Origin of the sequence: Luteibacter sp. ME-Dv--P-043b, assembly GCF_030209605.1 — a bacterium.
Lineage (GTDB): Bacteria > Pseudomonadota > Gammaproteobacteria > Xanthomonadales > Rhodanobacteraceae > Luteibacter.
Window position 1 is genome coordinate 76,127 of the sequence record NZ_JARVRT010000030.1, and the last position, 23,937, is coordinate 100,063.

The 23,937-nt window shown below is 64.3% G+C and carries 22 protein-coding genes and 2 pseudogenes; 13 read left to right on the top strand and 11 right to left on the bottom strand.

Annotated features, from left to right (window positions below; genetic code table 11):
• The first annotated feature begins 24 nt into the window (after positions 1 to 24).
• Positions 25 to 1,701 (top strand): methyl-accepting chemotaxis protein, encoded by a 1,677-nt coding sequence (locus QRN34_RS15240; RefSeq protein ID WP_285405724.1) that lies wholly within the window; start codon positions 25 to 27, stop codon positions 1,699 to 1,701.
• Between the two features lie 52 nt (positions 1,702 to 1,753).
• Here the strand turns inward: QRN34_RS15240 and QRN34_RS15245 are convergent, their stop codons facing one another.
• The gene (locus tag QRN34_RS15245) at positions 1,754 to 3,547 is read right to left on the bottom strand and encodes an IlvD/Edd family dehydratase (RefSeq protein ID WP_285405725.1); all 1,794 of its coding nucleotides are present in this window, start codon (positions 3,545 to 3,547) and stop codon (positions 1,754 to 1,756) included.
• A gap of 256 nt (positions 3,548 to 3,803) precedes the next feature.
• On the opposite strand from QRN34_RS15245, the gene chvE reads away from it, so the two are divergent.
• From chvE to mmsB, 3 genes are read left to right on the top strand one after another with little or no spacing between them, the layout of a single operon-like run.
• Positions 3,804 to 4,931: a multiple monosaccharide ABC transporter substrate-binding protein gene (chvE, locus tag QRN34_RS15250; RefSeq protein WP_285405726.1), complete on the top strand. Its 1,128-nt coding sequence runs from the start codon at positions 3,804 to 3,806 to the stop codon at positions 4,929 to 4,931.
• A gap of 24 nt (positions 4,932 to 4,955) precedes the next feature.
• Positions 4,956 to 6,512 (top strand): multiple monosaccharide ABC transporter ATP-binding protein, encoded by a 1,557-nt coding sequence (gene mmsA / locus QRN34_RS15255; protein WP_285405727.1) that lies wholly within the window; start codon positions 4,956 to 4,958, stop codon positions 6,510 to 6,512.
• A complete protein-coding gene (gene mmsB, locus QRN34_RS15260) occupies positions 6,496 to 7,701 on the top strand; it encodes a multiple monosaccharide ABC transporter permease (protein WP_221174305.1) in 1,206 nt (401 codons plus the stop codon). Before mmsA ends, mmsB begins: the two co-directional genes overlap by 17 nt.
• 48 nt (positions 7,702 to 7,749) lie before the next feature.
• Here mmsB and QRN34_RS15265 read toward each other — a convergent pair whose 3' ends face one another.
• Positions 7,750 to 8,508, bottom strand: a complete 759-nt coding sequence (locus QRN34_RS15265) for a FadR/GntR family transcriptional regulator (protein ID WP_285405729.1) — start codon at positions 8,506 to 8,508, stop codon at positions 7,750 to 7,752.
• 119 nt (positions 8,509 to 8,627) lie between these two features.
• On the opposite strand from QRN34_RS15265, the gene QRN34_RS15270 reads away from it, so the two are divergent.
• The 4 genes from QRN34_RS15270 (at position 8,628) to QRN34_RS15285 (ending at position 13,487) form a co-directional block, all read left to right on the top strand.
• On the top strand, positions 8,628 to 10,154 hold the full coding sequence (locus QRN34_RS15270) for an aldehyde dehydrogenase (NADP(+)) (protein ID WP_285405730.1): 1,527 nt from the start codon (positions 8,628 to 8,630) through the stop codon (positions 10,152 to 10,154).
• A 36-nt stretch (positions 10,155 to 10,190) separates the two neighbouring features.
• On the top strand, positions 10,191 to 11,183 hold the full coding sequence (gene araD1 / locus QRN34_RS15275; RefSeq protein ID WP_285405732.1) for an AraD1 family protein: 993 nt from the start codon (positions 10,191 to 10,193) through the stop codon (positions 11,181 to 11,183).
• A 2-nt stretch (positions 11,184 to 11,185) separates the two neighbouring features.
• Positions 11,186 to 12,124: a Gfo/Idh/MocA family oxidoreductase gene (locus QRN34_RS15280; RefSeq protein WP_285405734.1), complete on the top strand. Its 939-nt coding sequence runs from the start codon at positions 11,186 to 11,188 to the stop codon at positions 12,122 to 12,124.
• Between the two features lie 115 nt (positions 12,125 to 12,239).
• Positions 12,240 to 13,487, top strand: a complete 1,248-nt coding sequence (locus QRN34_RS15285) for a PAS domain-containing protein (RefSeq protein ID WP_285405736.1) — start codon at positions 12,240 to 12,242, stop codon at positions 13,485 to 13,487.
• A 107-nt stretch (positions 13,488 to 13,594) separates the two neighbouring features.
• Here the strand turns inward: QRN34_RS15285 and QRN34_RS15290 are convergent.
• Both QRN34_RS15290 and QRN34_RS15295 read right to left on the bottom strand, forming a co-directional pair.
• Positions 13,595 to 14,710, bottom strand: a pseudogene (locus QRN34_RS15290) (glycoside hydrolase family 5 protein); the annotation flags it as partial.
• Positions 14,711 to 14,869: 159 nt separating this feature from the next.
• The gene (locus tag QRN34_RS15295; protein ID WP_285405738.1) at positions 14,870 to 15,409 is read right to left on the bottom strand and encodes a GNAT family N-acetyltransferase; all 540 of its coding nucleotides are present in this window, start codon (positions 15,407 to 15,409) and stop codon (positions 14,870 to 14,872) included.
• Between the two features lie 270 nt (positions 15,410 to 15,679).
• On the opposite strand from QRN34_RS15295, the gene QRN34_RS15300 reads away from it, so the two are divergent.
• Both QRN34_RS15300 and QRN34_RS15305 read left to right on the top strand, forming a co-directional pair.
• Complete coding sequence (locus tag QRN34_RS15300; RefSeq protein WP_285405739.1) at positions 15,680 to 16,414, top strand: SDR family oxidoreductase; 735 nt, start codon at positions 15,680 to 15,682, stop codon at positions 16,412 to 16,414.
• 38 nt (positions 16,415 to 16,452) lie between these two features.
• Complete coding sequence (locus QRN34_RS15305; RefSeq protein ID WP_285405741.1) at positions 16,453 to 16,740, top strand: DUF1330 domain-containing protein; 288 nt, start codon at positions 16,453 to 16,455, stop codon at positions 16,738 to 16,740.
• Between the two features lie 89 nt (positions 16,741 to 16,829).
• Here QRN34_RS15305 and QRN34_RS15310 read toward each other — a convergent pair whose 3' ends face one another.
• The 4 genes from QRN34_RS15310 to QRN34_RS15325 all read right to left on the bottom strand — a co-directional run bounded on the left by QRN34_RS15310 (position 16,830) and on the right by QRN34_RS15325 (position 20,258).
• Positions 16,830 to 18,209, bottom strand: coding sequence for a peptidoglycan-binding domain-containing protein (locus tag QRN34_RS15310; RefSeq protein WP_285405743.1), 1,380 nt, complete (start codon positions 18,207 to 18,209; stop codon positions 16,830 to 16,832).
• 57 nt (positions 18,210 to 18,266) lie between these two features.
• On the bottom strand, positions 18,267 to 18,695 hold the full coding sequence (locus QRN34_RS15315) for a lysozyme inhibitor LprI family protein (RefSeq protein ID WP_285405745.1): 429 nt from the start codon (positions 18,693 to 18,695) through the stop codon (positions 18,267 to 18,269).
• A 145-nt stretch (positions 18,696 to 18,840) separates the two neighbouring features.
• Positions 18,841 to 19,236 (bottom strand): VOC family protein, encoded by a 396-nt coding sequence (locus tag QRN34_RS15320; protein WP_285405747.1) that lies wholly within the window; start codon positions 19,234 to 19,236, stop codon positions 18,841 to 18,843.
• A gap of 155 nt (positions 19,237 to 19,391) precedes the next feature.
• A complete protein-coding gene (locus QRN34_RS15325; RefSeq protein WP_285405749.1) occupies positions 19,392 to 20,258 on the bottom strand; it encodes an alpha/beta hydrolase in 867 nt (288 codons plus the stop codon).
• Positions 20,259 to 20,471: 213 nt separating this feature from the next.
• On the opposite strand from QRN34_RS15325, the gene QRN34_RS15330 reads away from it, so the two are divergent.
• Both QRN34_RS15330 and QRN34_RS15335 read left to right on the top strand, forming a co-directional pair.
• Complete coding sequence (locus tag QRN34_RS15330) at positions 20,472 to 21,053, top strand: ABATE domain-containing protein (RefSeq protein WP_285405751.1); 582 nt, start codon at positions 20,472 to 20,474, stop codon at positions 21,051 to 21,053.
• Between the two features lie 157 nt (positions 21,054 to 21,210).
• Positions 21,211 to 21,414: a hypothetical protein gene (locus QRN34_RS15335; RefSeq protein WP_036141265.1), complete on the top strand. Its 204-nt coding sequence runs from the start codon at positions 21,211 to 21,213 to the stop codon at positions 21,412 to 21,414.
• 120 nt (positions 21,415 to 21,534) lie between these two features.
• On the opposite strand, the gene QRN34_RS15340 is transcribed toward QRN34_RS15335, so the two are convergent.
• The 3 genes from QRN34_RS15340 to QRN34_RS15350 all read right to left on the bottom strand — a co-directional run bounded on the left by QRN34_RS15340 (position 21,535) and on the right by QRN34_RS15350 (position 23,242).
• Complete coding sequence (locus QRN34_RS15340) at positions 21,535 to 22,098, bottom strand: hypothetical protein (RefSeq protein ID WP_285405753.1); 564 nt, start codon at positions 22,096 to 22,098, stop codon at positions 21,535 to 21,537.
• A gap of 32 nt (positions 22,099 to 22,130) precedes the next feature.
• Positions 22,131 to 22,457, bottom strand: a complete 327-nt coding sequence (locus QRN34_RS15345) for a hypothetical protein (RefSeq protein ID WP_285405755.1) — start codon at positions 22,455 to 22,457, stop codon at positions 22,131 to 22,133.
• A 125-nt stretch (positions 22,458 to 22,582) separates the two neighbouring features.
• Complete coding sequence (locus QRN34_RS15350) at positions 22,583 to 23,242, bottom strand: contact-dependent growth inhibition system immunity protein (protein WP_285405756.1); 660 nt, start codon at positions 23,240 to 23,242, stop codon at positions 22,583 to 22,585.
• Between the two features lie 321 nt (positions 23,243 to 23,563).
• On the opposite strand from QRN34_RS15350, the pseudogene QRN34_RS15355 reads away from it, so the two are divergent.
• Positions 23,564 to 23,868, top strand: a pseudogene (locus tag QRN34_RS15355) (transposase); the annotation flags it as partial.
• Positions 23,869 to 23,937 lie beyond the last annotated feature (69 nt).

The window sequence follows — 23,937 nt, forward strand, 5'->3', positions numbered from 1 at the left end:
GTTGCATGGCTCTCGGGGGTGGATGTGAAAATTGGACTGCGTATCGTACTGACATCGGCGGCTTCGGTCGCCATTGCCCTGGCCGTGGGTGCCGTGGGTTTCTTCTCCACACGCCAGGCTACCGAAGGAGCCAACCGAATCTATTCGGATGCGCTGGTGCCTGTCACTCAGATCACCGAGGTTCGCCATTTCGTGACCCAGCAGCGTGGCGCGCTCAATCGCGCGTTGCTCCTCAACAAGCCGGATGCCGCCGCGGCGGCCAAGACCAAGATTGCCCAGATTCGCGCCGAAAGTGACACGGTCTGGCGCAGCTACTATGCGACGCAGAGCGAGAACCAGACGCTGCGCGAGATGGCCGACGCCTTCAATGCATCGCGTTCGGGTACGCGTCGTCAGGTCGATGCGATGCTGGAGATCCTGCCCACGGATCGTGCCGCCGCGATCGATCGCATGCTGAACGTCATCGCGCCGTCGATGGACAAGGATGCGGAGCTGATCGCTGCCCTCGTGGCCAAGAACCGCGACATGGCACGTGCCACGTACGACGCCGCAGTGGCGTCCGGCAAGCGATCGGCGGAGATCATGGCGGGTACGCTTCTGCTTGGTGCGGCCCTGGTCGCGATGGGCGGCTTCTTCCTGCGGCGCGCCGTCATGCGTCCACTGGTCGCGGCACGCGGGCTGGCCGTGCGTATCCGCGACGGCCACCTCGAGAACGAACTGGTCGTCACCGGCAACGACGAGCTCAGCGAGACCTTGCAGGCACTGGCGGACATGGATACGCAGTTGTCCGCCATCGTGCGCAAGGTGCGGGAAAACGCACAACAGGTGAACAGCGCGGCCCGCGATATCTCAGCGGGTAACGACGATCTGTCCAACCGTACGCAGGAACAGGCCTCGTCGCTGGAAGAAACCGCCGCGTCGATGGAAGAAATGGCCGCGACGGTGAAGCAGAACGCCGAGGCGGCCGGGCATACCCGGCGCCTCACCGAAAAACTGCGTACCGACGCCACGAGCGGCCATGAGGTCGCCACGTCGGCGGTCGGCGCCATGGGCCGCATTGCGAAGGCCAGCAAGGATATCGGCGAGATCGCCGTGCTCATCGACGAAATCGCGTTCCAGACCAACCTGCTGGCGCTGAATGCGGCGGTCGAAGCGGCCCGCGCGGGCGAGCAGGGCCGTGGCTTCACCGTCGTGGCCAGCGAGGTCAGGTCGCTGGCCCAGCGCAGCGCGGCGGCGGCGAAGGACATCAAGCAGTTGATTTCTTCCACCCGAGACGAAGTCGCCGAAGGTGTCGGCCTGGTAGAGCACACGGGGCGTGCGCTGGCGGAGATCGCCACCGATGTCGCCAGGGTCTCGGGCCTGGTCGCGGAGATCGCGGCAGCCTCCGACGAGCAGTCCACCGGCGTGGAGCAGGTCAACCAGGCGGTGTCCGCACTGGACGAAGTAACACAGCAGAATGCGGCCCTGGTGGAAGAAGCCAGCGCGGCGAGCCGTACCGCGCTGGATGTCGCCGACGAACTGATGCGCCAGGTGTCGTTCTTCAAGCTTCGTGGTGATGCAAGCGAACTCGCATCGCAGCCAGCCAAAACCGCTCCGGTGGCTGCGACGCACGCCCCCGCACCGATCGTCGCACCGCGTCAGGCGGCTAGCCGCCCGATGATGTCGACCCCGGCGCTGGCCTCGTCCTGGCAGGAGTTCTGACCGGACCGGCCAGAGCCTCGGCGACACGCAGGGGCTTTCGCACGCAGCCGGTTCAATGGCTGTCGCGCGGAAGCCCCTTCGTCTGTGCGATCTGCTGGTACTTCTCGGCGCCTTCCAGGATGGCGCCGGTTTCCATCTGGCCGACCAGCGCCCGCTGGATTTCCTGCCAGGGGGTTTGCGATGCGGGGTACCGGTAGCCACCCGCCTCGACCAGCGCACGGCGGCGTTCGGCCAGTTCATCGTCCGGAATCAGCACGTCGGCCGTGCCCTTGCCCAGGTCGATGCGGACACGGTCGCCCGTGCGGATCAGCGCGAGCCCGCCCATCACGGCGGCCTCCGGGCTGGCATTGAGGATGGACGGTGACCCGGACGTGCCGGACTGGCGCCCGTCGCCGATGCAGGGCAGGGCGTGCACGCCCTCGCGGATCAGGTAGGCCGGCGGACGCATGTTCACCACCTCCGCCGAACCCGGGTAGCCCACCGGGCCCGCGCCACGCATGAACAACAGCGTGTCCGTGGTGATGCCCAGCGACGGATCGTCGATGCGGTGGTGGTAATCCTCCGGACCGTCGAAGACCACCGCCGGGCCTTCGAAGGCTTCCGGGTCGTTGGGATCGCTGAGGTAACGTGCGCGGAACTCCGGGCTGATCACGCTGGTTTTCATGATCGCGCTGTCGAAAAGGTTGCCGCGCAGCACGATGAAGCCGGCATCTTCCTTGAGCGGTGTGGCGAAGGGACGGATGACGCGCTCGTCCTCGATCGTGGCATCGCGGCAGTTCTCGCCGATCGACTTGCCGTTGGCGGTTTTCGCGTCCGCGTGGATCAGGCCCTGCTTGAGCAGTTCGCCCACCACCGCTGGTACGCCACCCGCGTGGTAGAAATCCTCGCCCAGGTATTCACCCGCCGGCTGCAGGTTGACCATCAGCGGCACCTTGTGGCCGTGCGTCTGCCAGTCGTCGATCGCCAGGTCTACGCCGATGTGGCGAGCGATGGCCGCGAGATGGATCGGCGCGTTGGTCGATCCGCCGATGGCCGAATTGACCACGATGGCATTGAGGAAGGCCTCGCGCGTGAGGATGTCCGACGGCTTCAGGTCCTCGGCGACCATCCCGACGATGCGCTTGCCGGTCAGGTAGGCGATTTCCTGGCGGTCGCGGTACGGCGCGGGAATGGCCGCGGCACCGGGCAACTGCATGCCCAGGGCTTCGGCCAGGCTGTTCATCGTGGTGGCCGTGCCCATCGTGTTGCAGTAGCCGGTGGACGGCGCGGACGAGGCGACCAGCTTGATGAAGCCTTCCTCGTTGATGGCGCCGGTGGCCAGCATCTCGCGCGCCCGCCACACGATGGTGCCCGAGCCCGTGCGCTCGCCCTTGTGCCAGCCGTTGAGCATCGGGCCCACCGACAGGGCGACCGCGGGGATGTTCACCGTGGCCGCCGCCATCAGGCAGGCCGGCGTGGTCTTGTCGCATCCGATGGTCAGCACCACGCCGTCGAGCGGATAGCCGTGCAGCACTTCGACCAGCGAGAGATAGGCGAGGTTGCGATCGAGGCCTGCGGTGGGGCGCTTGCCGGTTTCCTGGATGGGATGCACCGGGAATTCGAGCGGGATGCCGCCGGCTTCGCGGATACCGTCGCGCACACGCTCGGCCAGCACCAGGTGGTGACGGTTGCAGGGCGACAGGTCGCTGCCCGTCTGGGCGATGCCGATGATCGGCTTGCCCGAACGCAGTTCTTCCAGCGACAGCCCGAAGTTGAGGTACCGCTCCAGGTACAACGCGGTCATGTCGATGTTGTCGGGGTTGTCGAACCAGGCGCGCGAGCGAAGCGGAGGGGCGGTATGAGTCATGGCGAGCGGCGGTCTCTTCAGGAATCGGTGGACGGCTCGGCGCGGTGAGGGGCTCCGGCCAGCCGTTGACGCGCGATGGATGCGTCGATAGTCTATTACTCAGACAAGATAATCCATGAGTCAAGCGGCGGTAAAGGAATTTTCCGAACCCACGTTGTCTGGACGAATACCTCGGCACGGCCTGCGCGCAGTGCATTCACGAGTCGCCCCTTCAGATGACGCCACCATGCAGCATCCAACTGAAAGGGACCCCCCAGTGAACTCACGCAACCTGCTCCTCGGCCTCGCCACCGTCGGGTTCGCCTTCTCGCTCGCCGCCTGTTCCGGCGGCCGCGGCAACGGCGACACGGCCGCCGCCTCCGGCGACAACAAGGGCGCCCTCGTCGGCGTCGCCATGCCGACCAAGGTCTCCGAGCGCTGGATCAAGGACGGCAACGCGGTCAAGGAAGATCTGGAAAAGCTCGGCTACAAGGTGGACCTGGAATACGCCGACAACAAGATTCCGCAACAGGTGCTGCAGGTCAGCAACATGATCACCAAGGGCGCCAAGGTGCTGGTGATCGCGTCGATCGACGGCGGCTCGCTGAGCGACCAGCTCGATGCCGCGGCCAAGGCCGGCATCAAGGTCATCTCGTACGATCGCCTGCTCACCGGCAGCAAGAACGTCGATTATTACGTGTCGTTCGACAACTACAAGGTCGGCGTCGACCAGGCCAACAGCCTGCTCACCGGCCTGGGCCTGCTGGGCGCGGACGGCAAGAAGACCGACAAGAAAGGCCCGCTCAACGTCGAGATCTTCGCCGGCAGCCCGGACGACAACAACGCCACGTTCTTCTACAACGGTGCGATGGATACCCTCAAGCCGTACATCGCCGATGGCAGCATCGTGGTGAAGAGCGGCCAGACCGGCTTCACCCAGGTCGCCACGCTGCAGTGGGACCCGGCCACGGCCAAGGCGCGCATGCAGAACCTGGTGGCCAAGTCGTACTCGGGCGGCGCCAACCTCGACGGCGTGCTGTCGCCGTACGACGGCATGTCGATCGGCATCATCTCCGCGCTGCAGGGTGCCGGCTACGGCAATGCGTCCAAGCCGCTGCCGGTCATCACCGGTCAGGATGCCGAGGCCGCCTCGGTCAAGTCGATCATCGCCGGCCAGCAGTACTCCACGATCTACAAGGACACCCGTAAGCTGGCCGACCAGGCCGCGGTGATGGCCAACGACCTGCTCAGCGGCAAGAAGCCGGAAACCAACGACGACAAGACCTACAACAACAAGGTCGTGGTCGTGCCGACCTACCTGTTCCAGCCCACCGTGGTCACCAAGGCGAACTACCAGCAGGTGCTGGTGGACAGCGGTTACTACACGCCGGCGCAGCTGCAGTAAGTCCTGCCTGAGGATAGAGGATACGTGACCACCAACATTCTCGAGATGCAGGGCATCACGAAGACCTTCCCCGGCGTCAAGGCGTTGCAGAACGTGTCGCTCGGTGTCAAACGCGGCCATGTCCACGCCATCTGCGGCGAGAACGGTGCCGGCAAATCGACACTGATGAAGGTGCTCAGCGGGGTTTACCCCGCGGGCACCTTCGACGGGCAGATCGTCTTCGAAGGCGCGCCGGTCGACTTCAAGAGCATCAACGACTCCGAAGCCGCCGGCATCGTGATCATCCACCAGGAGCTCGCGCTCAGCCCGTACCTGTCCATCGCCGAGAACATCTTCCTCGGCAACGAGCAGCAGAGCCACGGCTGGATCGACTGGAACAAGACCAACCTGGAAGCGGCCAAGCTGCTGGAACGGGTAGGCCTCAACAACAACCCGATCACCAAGATCACCGACCTGGGCGTGGGCCAGCAGCAACTCGTGGAGATCGCCAAGGCGTTGTCCAAGCGGGTCAAGCTGCTGATCCTCGATGAACCCACGGCGGCGCTCAATGATGCCGACTCCGCCCACCTGCTCGGCCTCATCAAGCAGCTGCAGGAACAGGGCATCACCTCGATCATCATCAGCCACAAGCTCAACGAGATCGAAGCGATCGCGGACGAGGTCACGATCATCCGCGACGGTCACGTGATCGAGACGCTGGACATGAGCGCGGGCGAAGTCACCGAGGAACGGATCATCAAGGGCATGGTCGGACGCGAGCTGGAAAGCCGCTATCCGGAGCACACGCCGACGATCGGCGACGAACTGCTGCGGATCGAGGGCTGGAACTGCTTCCACCCGATCGACGTCGACCGCCAGATCATCACCGATGCCGGCATCACCGTGCGCGCCGGCGAGATCGTCGGCATCGCCGGCCTGATGGGCGCGGGGCGCACCGAGCTGGCCATGAGCGTGTTCGGGCGCAGCTACGGCGTGAAGATCAGCGGCAAGGTGTTCAAGCGCGGCGTCGAGATCGACATGAGCACCGTACCCAAGGCGATCGCGAACGGCGTGGCCTATGCCACGGAAGACCGCAAGCGCTACGGGCTGAACCTCATCGACGACATCACCCGCAACACCTCGGGCTCGGCCCTGCACAAGCTGGCCAGTCTGTTCGGCTTCGTCGATGGCCACAAGGAAGCCACCGTGGCCGGCGAGTACCTGAAGAACCTCAACATCAAGGCGCCCGGTGTCGATGCCATCACCGGCAAGCTGTCGGGCGGTAACCAGCAGAAGGTGGTGCTGTCCAAATGGATGTATGCCGATCCCGACGTGCTGATCCTCGACGAACCCACCCGCGGCATCGATGTGGGCGCCAAGTACGAGATCTACGCCATCATCAACCGGCTCGCCGACGAGGGTAAGGGGATCATCATGATCTCGTCGGAACTCCCCGAGCTGCTCGGCGTCTGCGACCGCATCTACACCCTCGCCGAGGGGCGCGTCACCGCGGACATTCTACGATCCGAGGCGACCGCCGAGGTCCTTATGCAGCACATGACACGAGAACGGGAGAAGGTCGCCAGTGACAACGTCCAATGAAATGACGCCGCAGGGTGGCGGGGTAAGGAAGGCGCTGAGCTACCTGACCGGCCAGCTGAGGCAGGTCGGCCTGTTCAGCGCGCTGATCGTCATCGTGCTGTTCTTCCAGTTCGCCACCGGCGGCATCACGCTTCGTCCGATCAACGTCTCCAACCTGGTCATCCAGAACAGCTACATCCTGATCCTGGCCATCGGCATGGTGATGATCATCATCGCCGGGCATATCGACCTGTCGGTGGGCTCGCTGGTGGCGTTCATCGGGGCCATGGCCGGCGTGATGATCACGCAGTGGCATATCCCCTGGCCGGCGGCCGTGGTGCTGTGCCTGGTCCTGGGTGGCCTGGTCGGCGCGTGGCAAGGCTTCTGGATCGCCTATTTCCGCATACCGGCCTTCATCGTCACCCTGGCGGGCATGCTGCTGTTCCGTGGCGCCGCGCAGATCGCGCTGCAGAACCAGCAGATCTCGCCGTTCCCGGAGGCCTTCCGCCGGATGGGCTCGGGCTTCCTGCCGGCCTTCGGCACCAGCGGCTACGAGCCGCTGACGCTGGTGCTCGGCGGGGTTGCCGCCCTGGTGCTGCTGTACGGTTCGCTGCGGCAGCGGGCGGTGCGGCATCGCTATGGGCTGGAATCGGAGCCGCTGTGGTACTTCGTCCTCAAGCTGGCGTTCTCCGTGTTCCTGATCGCCTTCATGGCGTTCCTGCTGGCCAGCTACAACGGCACCCCGATCGTGCTGGTGATCCTTGGCGTGCTGATCGTGGCCTATGCGGCGATCATGGCGCGGTCCGTGTTCGGCCGGCACGTGTACGCCATCGGCGGCAACCTCAGCGCCGCGGCACTGTCGGGCGTGAAGACCAAGCGGGTGACGTTCCTGCTGTTCGTGAACATGGGCGTGATCTCGGCCCTGGCCGGTCTGGTGTTCACCGCGCAGCTCAACCTGGCCAGCCCCAGCGCCGGCACGGGCTTCGAGCTGGATGCCATCGCCGCCGTGTTCATCGGCGGTGCGGCGGTCACCGGCGGTATCGGTACGGTCACCGGCGCGATCATCGGCGGCCTGATCATCGGCCTGCTCAATAACGGCATGTCCATCCTCGGCGTGGGCACGGAATACCAGGCGCTGATCAAGGGCCTGGTATTGCTGGCCGCGGTGGCGTTCGACGTCTACAACAAGCGTCGCACCGGCGGTCGCTGAGGCGACGTTCCAGGAATGACGTCTACAGGCAGTCGATGCCGCCCGCGCTCAGGGCTGCATCGACTGCTGCGTGTCTTCCAGCGCCAGTTCCACCAGCACCCGCATCGCCTCGCTGGCCGCCGTGGCATCGCCGTCGGCAATCGCCACCAGCACGCGACGGTGGTCGGGAATGGGGTTGCGGGGCAGGGCGCGCTGGCGATGCTTGAATTGCGTGGTCCAGCTGACCGCCGCGCAGATGCTCGCATTCAATACGATCAAGGCGTCGTTACCCGTGGCATGCAGGATCGCACTGTGGAAGTCGCGGTCGGCCATGCGGCCGGCGTCGGTGGCGAGCGTATGGCGGGTCATCCCGGCCAGGGCATCACGCATGGCCTTCAGGTCGTCCTTGCTGCGCCGTTCGGCGGCCAGCGCGGCGGCAGCGGGTTCGACGATGGCGCGCAGCTCGAACAGGCTGCGGATGAACGCCGTGTCCGGGCTGCCGGCAAACGCCCAACCCAGTACTTCCGGATCGAGCAGGTTCCAGCGGCTGCGCGGCAGCACGCGCGTGCCGGCCTTGGGCCGGCTCTCGACCAGCCCTTTCGCCGCCAGCGCCTGGATCGCCTCGCGATAGGCGCTGCGCGATACGTCCAGTTGCTCGGAAAACACCACCTCGCCGGAGAGCACGTCGCCCGGCAGGTATTCGCCCGCCAGGATGGCGGCGCCCAGCTTGTGCGCGATCGCGCCATACAGGCGCCGGCCCGTGCCACGCGGCTCGCGCGGTGCCTGGGTGTCCGCCTTGATCGGTGCTGTCGGCTTGGTGTTGCTCACGTGTTCATTCCTTCCCGTCCCTCGGCCGCCCGCCATTGCAAAAGCAGTATAACCGCCTTACCCTAATTGTCTGAGTAATTATCGCGGTGCAACATATGTCGAACGACGAAAAAACCGGTGTGACTCCCAACGCCTTTCGATCGGTGGATGCCGCGACGGGGCAGCCTTTCGGTAAGCCTTTCGCGTCGGATGGCGTCGATCGGGTCAGGGCGGCCTGCGCCGCGGCCGACGCCGCGTTCGATGTTTATCGTACGACAGATGCCGAGAGCCGGGCCGCCTTCCTCGAGCGCATCGCCGAGGAAATCGTGGCACTGGGCGACGAACTGATCGTCACGGCCATGCGCGAGAGCGGACTGCCGCGGCCGCGCCTGGAAGGCGAGCGTGGCCGCACCGTCGGCCAGCTGAAGCTGTTCGCTGGCGTGCTGCGCCGCGGTGGCTGGATGGGCCTGCGCATCGACCCGGCCACCGCGGCCGACGTGACGCCCGCGCGTGTCGACCTGCGCCTGCGCATGGTCCCGTTGGGCCCGGTGGCCGTATTCGGCGCCTCCAATTTCCCGCTCGCGTTCTCCACGGCCGGTGGGGACACCGCGTCCGCGCTGGCAGCGGGTTGCCCCGTGGTCGTCAAGGGCCACCCGGCGCATCCGGCGACCGGCGCCCTGGTCGCCTCGGCGATCCACACCGCGGTCGAAGCCTGTGGCCTGCCGGCGGGCGTGTTCGCCAACCTGACCGGTCCCGGGATCGAACTGGGCGCTGCCCTGGTCAAGGACCCCGCCATCACCGCCGTCGGTTTCACCGGCTCGCGCGCCGGCGGCCTCGCGCTGGTCAAACTGGCGCAGGAACGCGAGGTGCCCATCCCCGTGTACGCGGAGATGTCGAGCATCAATCCGGTGCTGCTGTTGCCCGAAGCGCTGCGTGCGCGCGGCGACGCGCTCGGTACGGCCTTCGTCGGTTCGTTGACCATGGGCGCGGGGCAGTTCTGCACCAACCCCGGCCTGTTGCTGGCCATCGAGGGTGAGGGCCTGGATGCGTTCGTCGCGGCTGCCGGTGGCGCCGTGTCGAAGGCCCCGGCGCAGACGATGCTCACCGGCGCGATCCACGGCGCGTACGAGCGCTCCGTCGACACGCTGCGGCAGAAGGACGAGGTCACCACCGTGGCGCAGGGTCTGCCCGGCGACGGTGCCAGCGCCGGAAGCGCCGCGTTGTTCGCTACCACGGGCAAGGCGTTCCTGGCCGACAAGGCGCTCGCACACGAAGTCTTCGGCGCCTCGTCGCTGTTGGTGCGCTGTGCCGACGAAGCCGAGCTGCAAGCGGTCGTCGCGGCCGCCGAAGGCCAGCTGACCATGACGCTGCATATGGACGAGGGCGACACGGCGCTGGCCGCGCGCCTGATCCCGCTGCTGGAGCGGAAGTGCGGACGCATCGTCGTCAACGGCTGGCCGACCGGCGTCGAGGTCACCCACGCCATGGTCCACGGCGGCCCGTTCCCGGCCACATCCGACGGACGATCCACCTCGGTGGGCAGCCTCGCCATCGATCGCTTCCTGCGCCCGGTGTCGTACCAGAACTTCGCGCAGGCCCTGCTGCCCGCCGCGCTGCGTGACGACGCCGGCCTGCCGCGCCTCGTCAACGGTGTCCCCGCCGCCTGATTCCCCGCGCCCCGTGTGCCCTGGAGAGACAACGCCATGACCTTGCGTCTTTTGCAACATCGTGCCGCGGACGGCACGCGCTCCGTGATCGCCGCGCGGGGTGACACCGCCGCGTTTGTTCCCGGCGTGGATAGCGTGCGCGCCCTGGCCAACCGCGCCATCGCCGCGGGCACCGACCTGGCAGGTGCCGTTGCGGCCTGCGGCGTCGGCGCCACGGTCGATATCGCGGCCGAACTGGCGGCCGGGCGCCTGCTCGCGCCGATCGATCACGCGGACCCGGCCCACCTGTTCATGACCGGCACGGGGTTGACCCACCTGGGTTCCGCGGAAGGACGCGACAAGATGCACCGCGAGGCCGCCGCCGCGGAGAAGCAGACCGACTCGATGCGCATCTTCCTCGAGGGCGTGGCAGGCGGAAAGCCCGCGGCCGGGCAGGTCGGCAGCCAGCCGGAGTGGTTCTACAAGGGCAACGGCCATGGCCTGGTCGGGCCGGGCGCAGCGCTCACGTCGCCCGCCTTTGCGAAGGACGGCGGCGAAGAACCCGAGCTGGCCGGCATCTACCTGATCGGTGACGACGGCACGCCGTTCCGGCTGGGCGTGTGCCTGGCCAACGAGTTCAGCGATCACGTGACGGAACGGCACAACTACCTCTGGCTGGCCCATTCCAAGCTGCGCCAGGCCGCGCTGGGGCCCGAGCTGCTGGTAGGGCCGCTGCCGGCGCAGATCCAGGGCAGCAGCCGCATCCATCGCGACGGTGCGGTGCTGTGGGAGAAGCCGTTCCTGTCCGGCGAAGAGAACATGTCGCACAGCTTCGCCAACCTCGAAGCGCATCACTTCAAATACGACGTGTTCCGCCAACCGGGTGACGTGCACGTGCATTTCTTCGGCACGGCCACGCTGTCGTTCTCGGAAGGCATCACGACGCAAGTGGGCGATGAATTCGAGATCGAGGCGGCGCCGTTCACCCTGCCGCTACGCAATGCGCTGGCGCAGGCCGACGCGCAGGCCGTGACCGTCAAGGCACTTTGACCGTGGCGCCTGTTCGCATCGCCGTCATCGGCTTGGGCAAGATCGCGCGCGACCAGCACCTGCCCGCGCTGGCGGGTAGCCCGGATTTCCAGCTGGTGGCGGTGGTCGATCCGGCGCTGCCTTCGGTGGAAGGCGTGACATCCTTCGACAGCCTCACGGCCTTGTTCCGCGACGGGCCGGCCGTAGATGCCGTCGTGTTGTGTACGCCGCCGCAGGTGCGGTACGCACTGGCCCGTGAAGCACTCCAGCACGGTGTACATGTGTTCCTCGAAAAGCCTCCCGGCGCCACGCTCGCGGAAGTCGCCGTGCTGGAACAGCGGGCGGAGGCGGGCGGCCTGACGCTGTTCGCCGGCTGGCATTCCCAGCATGCCGCGGGCGTCGAGCCGGCGCGCGAATGGCTGGCCACGCGGCGCATCGATCGTGTCGCGATCACCTGGCGGGAAGACGTGCGCGTCTGGCATCCCGGGCAGGAGTGGGTGTGGGAACCGGGTGGCCTGGGCGTGTTCGATCCGGGCATCAATGCCTTGTCGATCGCCACGCGCATCCTGCCCAACGGGTTTTTCCTCACCTCCGCCACGTTGTCGTTTCCCGCCAATCGCGCGGCGCCGATCGCGGCGGCGTTGCAGTTCGCCGACAGCGACGGCGTGCCGATCGCCATGGACCTGGACTGGCGACAGACCGGCCCACAGACGTGGGACATCGTGGTCGAAACCGATGGCGGGACACTGAAGCTCAGCAAAGGTGGCGATGTGCTCATCCTGCCGGATCAGACGCTGACGGCGGATGATCGCGAATATGCCGGCCTGTATGCGCGCTTCGCGACGTTGATTCGCGAACGGGGCAGGGACGTGGATACGCGGCCGTTGCGACTGGTGGCGGATGCGTTCCTCATCGGTCTGCAGGAGCGGGTAGAGCCCTTCGAATGGGCCGATCCATCCTGATGCGTGCGAGCCTCGATGCACCTTTCAGCCTGTCTCCAGGTTAAACGAGCTGTTAAATAATCCTTTGTTCTTGCCGATACCGCCTATTCGATAACGTAAGGCGAAGAAGGTGGTCATGGGTTTTTGGCGCAAAAGGGCAGGCAAGGTGGTCTTGGCGAGCCCGGTGATCGAGGTGGCATCGGTCGACGATCTGGACGTGGAAAGGGTTCACAGTTCCGACGATCTGGAAAAAGCACGCAATGCGCTGGATGCATTGCAGAAACGCTTCGACCTGACCCGTCGCGTTTCCACGGACGGCCTCTGGGATATGGAGGCCGTGGGCGGCCAGGTGGATGCGTCGCAGCCGTTCTGGTGGTCGGACCCGTTCCGCGCCATGCTGGGTTTCCAGGACGAGAACGATTTCCCGAACGTGCTGGGCAGCTGGTCGAACCGGCTGCATCCCGAAGACCTGGAAAGCACGCTCGCTGCGTTTTCGGCCCACCTGTCCGATCGCTCGGGTAAGACCCCGTACGACGTTCGCTATCGACTGATGCTCAAGGACGGCAGCTACCGCTGGTTCCGCGCGAAGGGCGATTCCATCCGTCATCCCAATGGCGAGCCGATCCGGGTGGCGGGTTCGCTGAGCGACATCCACGACGAGCTGGCCCGCGACGCGGAACTCGACATCACGCTCACGCGATTCAACTTGTCGCGTGAAATGCTCAACGATGGGCTCTGGGACATGAGCGTCATCGCGGGCGATCCGGTCAATCCGCAGAACGCCTTCTGGTGGTCGCCGCAGTTCCGGCAACTGCTGGGATACACGAGCGTCGCGGAATTTCCGGATGTGCTGGACAGCTGGGCGTCGAAGCTGCATGCGGAAGACAAGGCCCGATCGTTGCAGGCATTCGCGGATCACCTCAACGATACGACCGGGGCGACGGGCTTCGATATCGAATACCGGCTGCTGTGCAAGAACGGCGACTATCGCTGGTTCCGTGCCCGCGGGCAGACGAGCCGGGACGACCAAGGCATGCCGCTGCGCGCCGTGGGCGTGCTTACCGATATCCAGCCGGAAAAGGACCGCCTGGTGATGGAGGACGACCGGCAGTCCAAGCGCCTTGCCGCCAAGGCGGATGCGGATCGCATCGGCGAACTGGTCGCCGATATCCAGCTGATCGCGCACCAGACCAATATCGTGTCGTTGAATGCGACCATCGAGGCGGCGCGCCTCGGGCAGGAAGGCAAGGGCTTCGCCGTTATCGCCGACGAGATCCGGCGGCTTGCCCATACGACGCAGGACATCACGAAACACGTGGCGCACCTGCAGGAGTCCATCGCCCGGTCGGCCGACGCGGACGATCTCCAGCGTATCGAGGACTGAAGGCATCTGAGATGAAAGGCGGCGGCCGATGTATGGGCTCGGCCGCCGCCTGGGATGGGACCTTCGTCGCACCGGCGCGACGAAGGTCCGGCACACCGGCCTTAGTGCGTGGCCCAGAGTTTCTTCAGCAGGGTCACCTTGTCCGTACGCACCGATGACCAGTCGTCGTTGAGGATGCCGCCGGTGTCGTTGCTGTTCGGATTCCACGACCAGTAGAAGCCGCCGTGGATGCCCTTGCCGATGAGGTAGTCGACCAGTGCGTTCTGCCAGGTCACGTCCTGCGCACTGCCCTGGCCGTACTTTCCGCCGAATTCGCCCAGCAGCAACGCCTGGCCCGATGTCGCGAAGCGGCCGAAGTGCTGGTCCCAGATGGCCGGCATGTTGGCCGGGAAGTTCGACGCGCTGAAATACGACTGCATCGACACGTCGGGACCGTAGACATGCGGTGCCAGCAGCAGCCGGTCCGCCGGAATGTTTAGTGGCGTACACGAGAGGGGCTCCAGGTTCTCACCCCAGAAATGGCCGCCGCTGCTCGAGCAGCTGGGGTTCTCACTGATGCCCTCGACCACGATCAGCCACTTGGGTGCGACCTTCAGCACCGCGGCCGATGCGCGTTCGGCGGCGGTGTTCCAATCGGTTGCCGCGTTACCCGTGCCCCATGTGGCCGCGCCATGCGGTTCGTTCTTCAGATCGATGCCGATCACGCCCGGTACCGCGGCGTAACGCGTCGCGACCAGGGTGAGGTCGTCGATCCATTGTTGTTCGCTGTAGGACGACGTGTACCAGAGCTCGGATATGGCGTTGCAATCCGGCGTGTGATGGTCGAGCAGGACGTACATGCCGCGGCTGCTCAGCTCGTCGATCACTTTGTCCATCACCTGCAGTGAATTCAGGCCCTGCAGGTCCGGGTTGAGTCCGTAATCGATGCTACTTGGTGCCACTCCGTTCAAGGATTGCGGACAGAACGGCAGCCGCACTGCGTTGAAACCCAGGCCCTGCATCTGCGTGATCATGTCCTTCCAGTTTCGTGCCCACAGGCCATGCACGGTGTGTACGTTGGTGTCGAAGCCGAACCAGTTGACGCCGCGTAACTGCACCAGGTTGCCGTTGTCGTCGACCACCTGGCCGTTCTTTATGGCATGGCTCCACGCCGAACCGCTCGTTACCACCAGCGCTGCGGCAAGCAGGCAGCGCGCCAGACAGGACTTTCTTGGCATCGACATGGTCTGTCTCCGAAGACGGCCCTCCCGGAAAGGGAAAGCCAAGGCCTGAACGTACGTGGCGTGTGGCGTGCATCATCGTGAGTGGATCGGTCGTGCGTTGTGACTGCGAGCACAGATGCAGGTTTCGTCCGAAAACGCGGTAGCGAATTCAGCGGCGCTTCACGGCAGGCGTTCAAAGGCGATCACCGGCTTTTCGCGGTAATCGCGCTCGTCGATCGGCTGATAGCCGAGCTTCTCGGCCACCCGAAGCGATCCGATATTCAGTGGATCGATGATGCACACCGTGCGTTGCGGGCCCTTCAGTCGCAGGAACCAACGAAGCGCTGCCTCCGCCGCCTCGGTCGCGTACCCCTTGCCATGGCTGTTCGCACCCAGAAGCCAGGCGCTTTCCGGATAGGGGTCGAAGTCGGTACCGAGGTCGCGCTCGAAGTGCGCCGTGCCCGTCTCGCCGACGTATTCGCCGGTGGCCTTGTTGCGGATGGCGAACAGGCCGTAACCGTAGAGGCTCCAGTGGCCGACACTGCGCAGGAAACGCACCCAGCTCTCGGGGCGCGGCGAAGGCCCCGCGCCGATGAACCGGTAGACCTCCGGTTGGGAAAGGATCGCGTGGAACGGTTCGAAGTCGGCGAGGGTCGGGATGGACAGGATGAGGCGGTCTGTTTCGATCATGCGATGTTCCCTGTGCATGCTGTCGCCCATGGGCGACGAACGAGGTGATGTCCGATGGCCGGCCAAAGCCGATGCCATCGCCGTGGTTGCCGATTATGCCGCGTATGCACCGCCGACCGCGCGTGCCTCACTGGATGACTACCGGTGCCTGGGACCAGGATTGCCGGCATGAGGGGGGCTTTATCCGGTGCCCCGGCGTCCCTATCTCGACAGACAGCGTTCCCGCCTTGTCCTTGCACTCGCCTGGTGCAGAAGAGGTCCGGGGGCATCCGCCTTCCGTCGATAGATAAAGGACGTCTCATGAATACCTCGCAGAAAATTGCACTCGTTACGGGTGCCACCCGTGGTATCGGCACCGAAACGGTGCGCCAGCTGGCCCAGGCCGGCGTGCTGACCCTCCTGGCTGGCCGAGATGCCGGTCGGGCCAAGGCCGCTGCCGACAAGCTGGTGGCGGAAGGGCTTTCCGTCGAACCGATCGCCCTGGATGTCACGAATGCCGAAAGCATCGCCAAGGCCGTGGCCGAGGTCACGTCCCGCTTCGGCAAGCTCGATATCCTGGTGAACAACGCCGGCATCATGGTCGACGACATGAGCAAGGCGCCGTCCGAGCAGACGCTCGCCGTCTGGCGCGAGACCTTCGACACCAACGTGTTCGCCGTGGTCGAAGTCACGCAGGCGTTCCTGCCTCTGCTGAAGAAAGCGGACGCTGCACGCATCGTCAATGTGTCCAGCCAGCTGGGCTCGCTGGCTTTGCACGTGGATCCGACGTCGCCGATCTACAGCTTCAAGGTGCCCGCTTACGACGCTTCGAAGACCGCGATCAACGCGTGGACCATCCATCTCGCGTACGAACTGCGCGATACCCCGATCAAGGTCAACGCGATCCATCCGGGCTATGTGCAGACGGACATGAACGGCGGGCAGGGCGAGATCGACGTGCCGACCGGTGCGAAGAGCAGCGTGGGCATGGCCCTTATCGGCGAGGACGGTCCGACCGGCAGCTTTACCTACCTTGGCCAGACGCTTCCCTGGTAAACGGCTCACCCACGCTTCTGGCTCATGAGGAAATGGCTATGACGACCTATGTCGTGTTTACGCGCGATCGCATCAAAGACGAAAAAGAGTTCGCTACCTACGGGCAGCTCGCCGCCAAGGCGGGCGAAGGGCATCCGGCCACGCGGCTGGCTTTCTATGGCGAGGTGGAAACGCTGGAAGGCGATCCGGTCGACGGATCGGTGATCATCAGCTTCCCGACTAAGGCCGAGGCGCTGGCCTGGTACAACAGCCCGGCGTACACCGCAGCGCGCGAACACCGCTTCAAGGGAGCGGACTATCGGGTCTACATGGTCGAAGGCGTGTGACCCGAGTCACCTGAACAGGCAGGGTCACGAGAGGCTTTTGCTTCGCGGAGGGCTGGCATCCTGCCGGCCCTTTGCCTTGCGGTGGTCGGTTACTGCTGGGGTGCCGCGGCCTGCTGGGCGGCGGCCGGGGCCTGTGCCTGCTGCTGGCGTTCCTGCGCGGCCAGCTTCTGGTTGTTGGCCTCGAGGTTCCACAGACTTGCGCTTTGTTCCGGCGTCTGGCTGATCGCCGTGTTCATGTCGACGCCGGAGACCTTTTTCAGCGGCGAGTTCAGGTCGCCCTGGACCGTGTACGCCGTCGAGCCGTCATTCGCCATGACCAGGTGGTCGATCCGGGTGAGGCCTTCGGCCTGTGCCTTCTGTGCAGCGGCGCCGGCCACGTTCTCACTGATGGCGTCGGGCGTGCGGCCCAGCTTTGCGTCCAGCTGGTGCACCTGCGCCAGTGCCTGTTCGTACAGGGCGTGGCCGGGGTGATCCTTGTCCTTCAGGCTTTCCATGGGCTGCTCGCGCGTTGCCGCCTTGAGCGCTTCCATGGTCTTCGGATCGGCGATGCCATCAGCGGTCAGACCGGCTTCGGTCTGGAAGCGCTTCAGCGCACCCTGGGTGTGGGGACCGAAGTCGCCATCGGGCGTCAGTGACTTGCCGTCGTTGCCCAGGTTGCCGTGCTTGTTGAGCATGGCCTGCAGCGCCGCGACGTCGGGCGAATGATCGTGCAGGCGCAACGTGCCGGCGCGCTGTACATGGTTAGCCGATGCCTGGCCCGGATGATCGGCGGCGGATGCTGCCTTGCCTTTGTGCTCGACGGTCACGCCGTTTTCCTTGAGGACGCGATCGGCGTCGGCGAGGACATCGAGCGACTCCTTCTCGTGCGCGATGCGCTTGGAAAGGCCCTTGTGCAGCTGGGGCGAACTGGCCCAGATATCCTTGACGTGCGCCGCCTTGTAATCCTGCACGGCATCGACGATGTCCTTGTCGCTGAGCTTGTCGAGCTGGTAGTCGTTGCCGAACTTCTCTTTCAGGCCCTTGGCGAAGATCTTCGGCGTGAGGTCGCGGGTCTGCACGGACGTGCTCCAGACGGCATCCTGCACCGCCATGCCGCGGCCGGACAGGTCGATGCCGGCGGCTTTCAGCGCCTTGTCCTGCTCGTTGTAGTGCGAGCGGCCGATGAAGTCTTTCTGGTCGGCACCGAAGCCCGGATCGTTCTTGCCCAGTGCCTTCCACTTCTCGTCGAAGGCGGGGGTGGCGGGCGTCAGGCCCTTGAACTGGTCCTTATAGGCCGACTGGTCGAGGTATTCCTGCAGCGTGCCCATCTTCGTGGACAGCTGGAAGGACCCGTACGACACACCACCGTGATCGCCCTTGCCGGTGGATACCGCGCCGGGACCGGCCGCGCCGGATTCATAACCAGCCGAGGTCTGGCCAAGGTGCCAGCTACCGGCGACGCGTTTTGCTTTATCGAGATCATCCGTCATGCATCTAACTCCTGGTTCACTATCGAAAACACCCGGCATGCCGCCGGGCACGGGTATTTATTTCTTCAGTCGGCCTTCCAGTTCCGTCGCACGCTCCGCCGTCTGCGTCAGCGCGCAATCGCCGGAGACGAGCAGGGCAGCCGTACCGCCATCCTTGTCGGGCGCGCACTTGGTGTCGCGTGCCTTGATCCAGGCGCGCTCCTCATCGCGGAGTGCCAGGCGGTCCTTGTCGGAAAGCGACTTGCGCAGGGCCTGGTAGGCGGTGTTCAACCGCTTGTCCTGGTAGTCGAATTCCTTGGCGAGACAGCTGTTCATCTTCACGGTGACGCCTTCGGAGGCATCCATGCAGGTGTCGAAGCCTGGCCGGAGGTGCTTGTCTGCGCTGGATGCGGAGGTGTCGTCAGCATGCGCGGGGGCGACGAAGGCGCCGCCAAAGGCCATGACGAGCGCGGCCATGGTTGCCGCACGAAGGGAATATCGCGTCACTGCTGTGTTTCCTTGTGTTCCACCCGGACGCGCATCATACCGTGTCGTGCGCGGCAAGGCTTTGAGTTATTTCGTAAATCAGCTCGGATTCCTCGATACGGGACGCCGCGCAGGGGGCGTCGCATCTGAAATCCGCTGCGCGGTATCAATCGAATCGCATGACCTGGAATACGTTTCCCTCGGGATCGCGGCCGTCGTACATCTCGTATGGAAACCCTTCGTAACGCTTTAATTCGCCGACCCGGGTGCCCGCGGCCTGGAGTCTGGCGCGGTGGGCTGCGAGATCCGATGTGATGGCAAATACGAACTTGGTCGTTGGGCCGGTGCTCTCGTCCTGCATCGGCGACCTGGGGGAGGCCGCGGTGTCTCGAAACCTTGCACCCATCAGGTGAAGAGCTAGTTCGATGCCGCCGGCCTGTAAAACCACCCATTCACCGCCGATTTCCTCGACAACGGGCAGCTCGAAATAGGTGCGGTAAAAAGCCTTGATCGTTGCAACGTCGCGTACGTAGATGATGAGCCTTACCAAGGGAACGGACATGAAGAATGCTTCCTGTGTTTCATCTCATGGTTTCGCCGGGGGCCATGTGTGCCGTGCTTGGCGGGACAAGGCGTGCTGGATCGGGATCGTAACGGTTACGCTTCCCGCGTCCTATAGGACGGGCACACGCCTCATCCCGTGTGCCGCCGCGTCGCCTATTTGCGCGTCAGGACCCGGTCGAGGAACCGACGAATCCGTGCGCCAATCTCCGGCCCATGCGACTCCAATGCGAAATGCCCCGTGTCGTAGAAGTGCACCTCGGCATCGGGTAGGTCGCGTTTGAAGGCCTCCGCACCCTGGGGCAGGAAGAAGGGATCGTGCTGGCCCCACACGGCGAGAAGGGGAGGCCGATGCGTGCGAAAGTAGGCCTGGAACTGCGGGTACCTTGCTACGTTGTTGCGGTAGTCCAGGAACAGGTCCAGTTGTATGTCGTGATTACCCGGCCGCGACACCTGCGCGAAGTCGAGTGCATAGGTGTCCGGTGCCACCAGCGACGGATCGGGCACACCGTGGGTGTATTGCCACTTGATCGCCTCCAGGCTCAGGAACTCCCGCACCACCTCGCGATTGGCATCGCTCGCGTCCTGCCAGTACTTCTGTATGGGATTCCATCCCTCGCTCAGGCCTTCCTCGTAGGCATTGCCATTCTGCGTCACGATGGCGGTGATGCGCTCCGGGTGCGCCGCCGCCAGACGCCAGCCGACGGGCGCGCCGTAATCGAACACCTGCATCGCATAACGCTCGAGGCCAAGTGCCCGGGTGAAAGCGTCCATCGTCGTCGCCAGACGATCGAAGGTGTATGCATAGGCCGCGTGCTCGGGCACCTCGGTCAACCCGAAGCCGGGCAGGTCGGGCGCGACGACGTGATAGCGATCGGCCAGCAGGAGAATCAGATTGCGGTACATGAAGGACGACGTGGGGAAGCCGTGCAGCAGCAGGATCGTGGGGGCGGCGGGATCGCCTGCTTCCCGGTAGAACACCTTTAACCCGTCTGCCTCGGCGTAGCGGTAGTGGACAGGCATCGGGGGACGCGGGTCGATTGTGTCGTGTGGTTCGGTGGCGGCTGCTGAGGCAAGCGTTGCGAGGGGAGGATTTTGGCTGGACATCGGAGACTCCTGGGGTGCTGAGTGGGTGTAACGTCAAAACGTGGTTTAAGGAAGTTACATCCGATCCATGTAACTGGTCAATTTGTAAGTTAGAAGTTACACTACGCGCACCCTTCCTGGATGCAGCCCATGGCTACCTCCGTCATTCAAAGCGGCACTGCACCCCTGTTCCTCGGCGACGATCTCGCCCTCGACTTCATCAACAGCGCGTACGGTCCTTGGGGAGCCCGCATCGATCACTTCGAGGATCCGGAACGTACGTCGGCCTGGTTCGCGGCTGCCGGACTCGCGACGCCGGCAGCGGGCAGGGCGCGCGGCGCCCTATCGGCCGAGGCGAGACAACTGCGCGACCATGCGCGCGATCTCGTGGAGCGGCGCAAGCGAGGTGAGCCCGCCGACCCTGGCCTGCTCAACCGCGTGCTGGAGGCGGGAAGTGCCTATGCCACGCTGGACTGGCCTGCCGGCGACGTTCCCTCCATTGCCATGCATGAACGTGCGGAGGGCACGTCGGGACTGTTGCTGCCTGTGGCGAACGCGCTCGCTACGCTGCTTTCCACGGCGAACTTCGATCTCGTTCGAAAGTGTGAGAGCGACGAATGCACGCTGTGGTTCCACGACCGCACGCGCTCGCATCATCGTCGCTGGTGCAGCCAGGCGACGTGTGGCAACCGGATGAAGGTGGCCGCTTTCAGGGCGCGTAAGCGCGGGTAAACCGCGATGTTGGCCCTAATTAGGCAACGTTGCCCTCGCGCGGCAAGTCGACACTGGCAGGTGCGGGAGCCGCGTTGTAGGTTCGGCACATGCCGAACGTTCCGGATGTCCGTAGGCAGGGGAGTGCACCCAGACATCCATGAAGAAGGAACGTCTTATGAAGAAGCTGCTGATTGGATTCGTCTTGCTCACCGTCGCGTTGGCGACGCAGGCATCGACCGCGACGAAGATGCATGGCCCTCTGCAGGGATTCTTCCCACCCTCCTGCCTGATCGGGCAGACGCTTGTCACCCACTACGACGCGAATGGGCGGATCACCGGTTACGAATGCGTCGGCACGCCCGATCCGAACGGGCGCTGATGGCGGCTACGGGGAATCGTTGGAGAAGTAATGCATGTGTGTCGAGCAAGCTGGAAGCTGCCGCCAGGCTCCAACACTGGCCCTAAGGCTCAGCGGCGGTGTCTATCGCCGTTGAGCTTGTTAGCCGCGGCGTGCTGGTGGGCCATTCAGTCGTGCCGCATCCGGGCTTCTCGCACGCGCCGCATCCGTCATCCGCGACATGGCCTCGGCAATAAATTCTTGTTCGGCTTCGGGGGTTGGAAAAAAGCGGCGAGGAAGGACCATGGCGCTGCTTTGAACCAGAAACACCCAGTATTTGCGGGTTTGAAAGAGATCCGTGACGCAACGCCAATGGGCGGTCATCGTCAGGTCGCCCAAATCATAGACTAGCGACTCAGGGGTTAAGCGAAGCGTGAGCGGCTGCTCGTATGCCTGGCCTCGCTCAGCAAGAGCCTTCCTCATTGAAGAGCTGGCCAGTTTTTGGATTGCCAGCAAGCCCACCCAAGCGCCGATGAAGGCGAACTCGACCGAAATCGCGGCTGCGGTCCATGATCCCGACACCCATCCCCCGATAGGGATGCCGATCGCCACCATGCAGATCAACAGGATCAGTTTCATCTGGCGTGGTGACACGCCCCTTCGACCCTTGATATAGGCCATCGCGGTTGTGGATTCACCGGCCGTAATAAGCCCTGTCGCTTGCATTCCACTTCCTTCAAAGCAGCTTTGGATCGACGCTAGCTACGCAGATCACGCGAAGCGCGATCGGGTCTCACTATGGCCCAGAACGTGCAGCCGACGAGGGCCCCGATCGCTGCGAAGGACAGCGGCACATAGGGCCGATTGACAATGGTTTCCGCGAGATAGGAGGCAGAGAAGACCAGCCCGTCCCGGACAAAGCCTGCGATGAAGGCAAGCGCCCAAATAAACAAAGCGCCAGCGGACCACGTTATCAGATAGGCCCGGACCGAACGATGATCTCGCCGCTGAAGCATCTTGTGGATCGGCAGTCCGACTGCCAGAACCGATATATATCCAAGCACTCCACCGAGTACAGCACCCATGCCTATCCAGGATCCCCGATCGACGCTTTCCAGGAAGTGGGGTGGGGGTGACAAAACAGCGAGGATTGTCATGGCGACTGGGGCCCAAAGGGGCGCTAACAACAGAGATGTAAACAAGCGCTTCATTAAAGTCTCGCTTCCGTCTCGCTGACACTGGCCCGCGCTAACAGCTCGGCAAACTGCCGGAACTCACGAAAACCGCCGAACCCGCTGGTCTTAAGATCGAGCCAGCGCTTGCCGAAAACCTGCGACGCACGATCTCCGTAACGATCTTCGAATTGCTGCAACTCGTCCAGAAACGCTCGTTTGTGATCCCGCGGAAGAGCGCCCAGATGGATCGCCAGGACATTCGGCATGCTTTGCACGCCTGACCGCCCGATCCTGCGGGCTTCGGCACCCATGGGATGCGGATGGAGGCGGGCGCTTGCGAAGCGGCGTAATTGCGGGAATTCGGGGTTCAGATCCTCTTCCAGAAACTGACGGAACGACGCGGGATAATCGACGAGAGCCTCGACCATTTTGAGGAAATCGCCCACGCTGAGCCCGACCTCGCGAGGATCGAGATCGTCGCCAAAGGCCCGTAGGAATGCCGCGTTCAGATCGTCGGCATGTTGTTGCCGGAAGCTTTCGATATCCGCCTGAAGCGCGCGTCCCGCCTCGCCAGTCAGACCGCGCACATACTGCGCCACGGCTTCGGGAACGGTCTCGGCCTCGAGATCCATATCCTGATGGAAGCAATGGCCCATCATGGCGGCAAGAGACGGAAATGGCAGGTCAGCGCTCAAAGGAGAATGCGCCCAAAGACAATGGGCGAAAATACCACCACGCCCACGTGAAAACCATTACCCCCAGTGGGACAAATATTAAGCAGGCAGCACGCCTAGATCGTCGTGGGTGAAGCCACGGCCTTAAATAGGTAAGCCATTCCAATCGCCACCGAGGGCCACATGGCATTCTTGGAAGTGTCCATGCTGAGCTCGACGTCCCCCCAGATTTGAGTAGTGCGCCGGTTTCGAGTTCAATCCCCCACGAGAAGGAGATTGGACGTGAAGAAGCGCTTTTCCGAAGAACAGATCATTGGGTTCCTGCGTGAGGTCGAGGCCGGCATGCCGGTAAAGTATCTCTGCCGCAAGCACGGCTTCAGCGAGGCCTCGTATTACCTGTGGCGGAGCAAGTTCGGTGGCATGAGCGTGCCCGAGGCCAAGCGCCTGAAGGACCTGGAGACCGAGAACGGCCGCCTGAAGAAGTTACTGGCCGAACAGTTGCTGGAAAACGAGGTGATCAAGGACGCCTTGCGAAAAAAATGGTGAGCGCACCGGACCGGCGCGAGCTGGTGCGCTATCTAGTTAGTCGAAAGCTGAGCGACCGCCGCTCCCTGGCCATAGTTGATATGAGCGCAAGCGCTTTTCGCTAGCCATATCTTTCCTTCGTTTGACAGACACCTCACCATTTCCGTCTTGCCGATACGACCCGGTCCTCC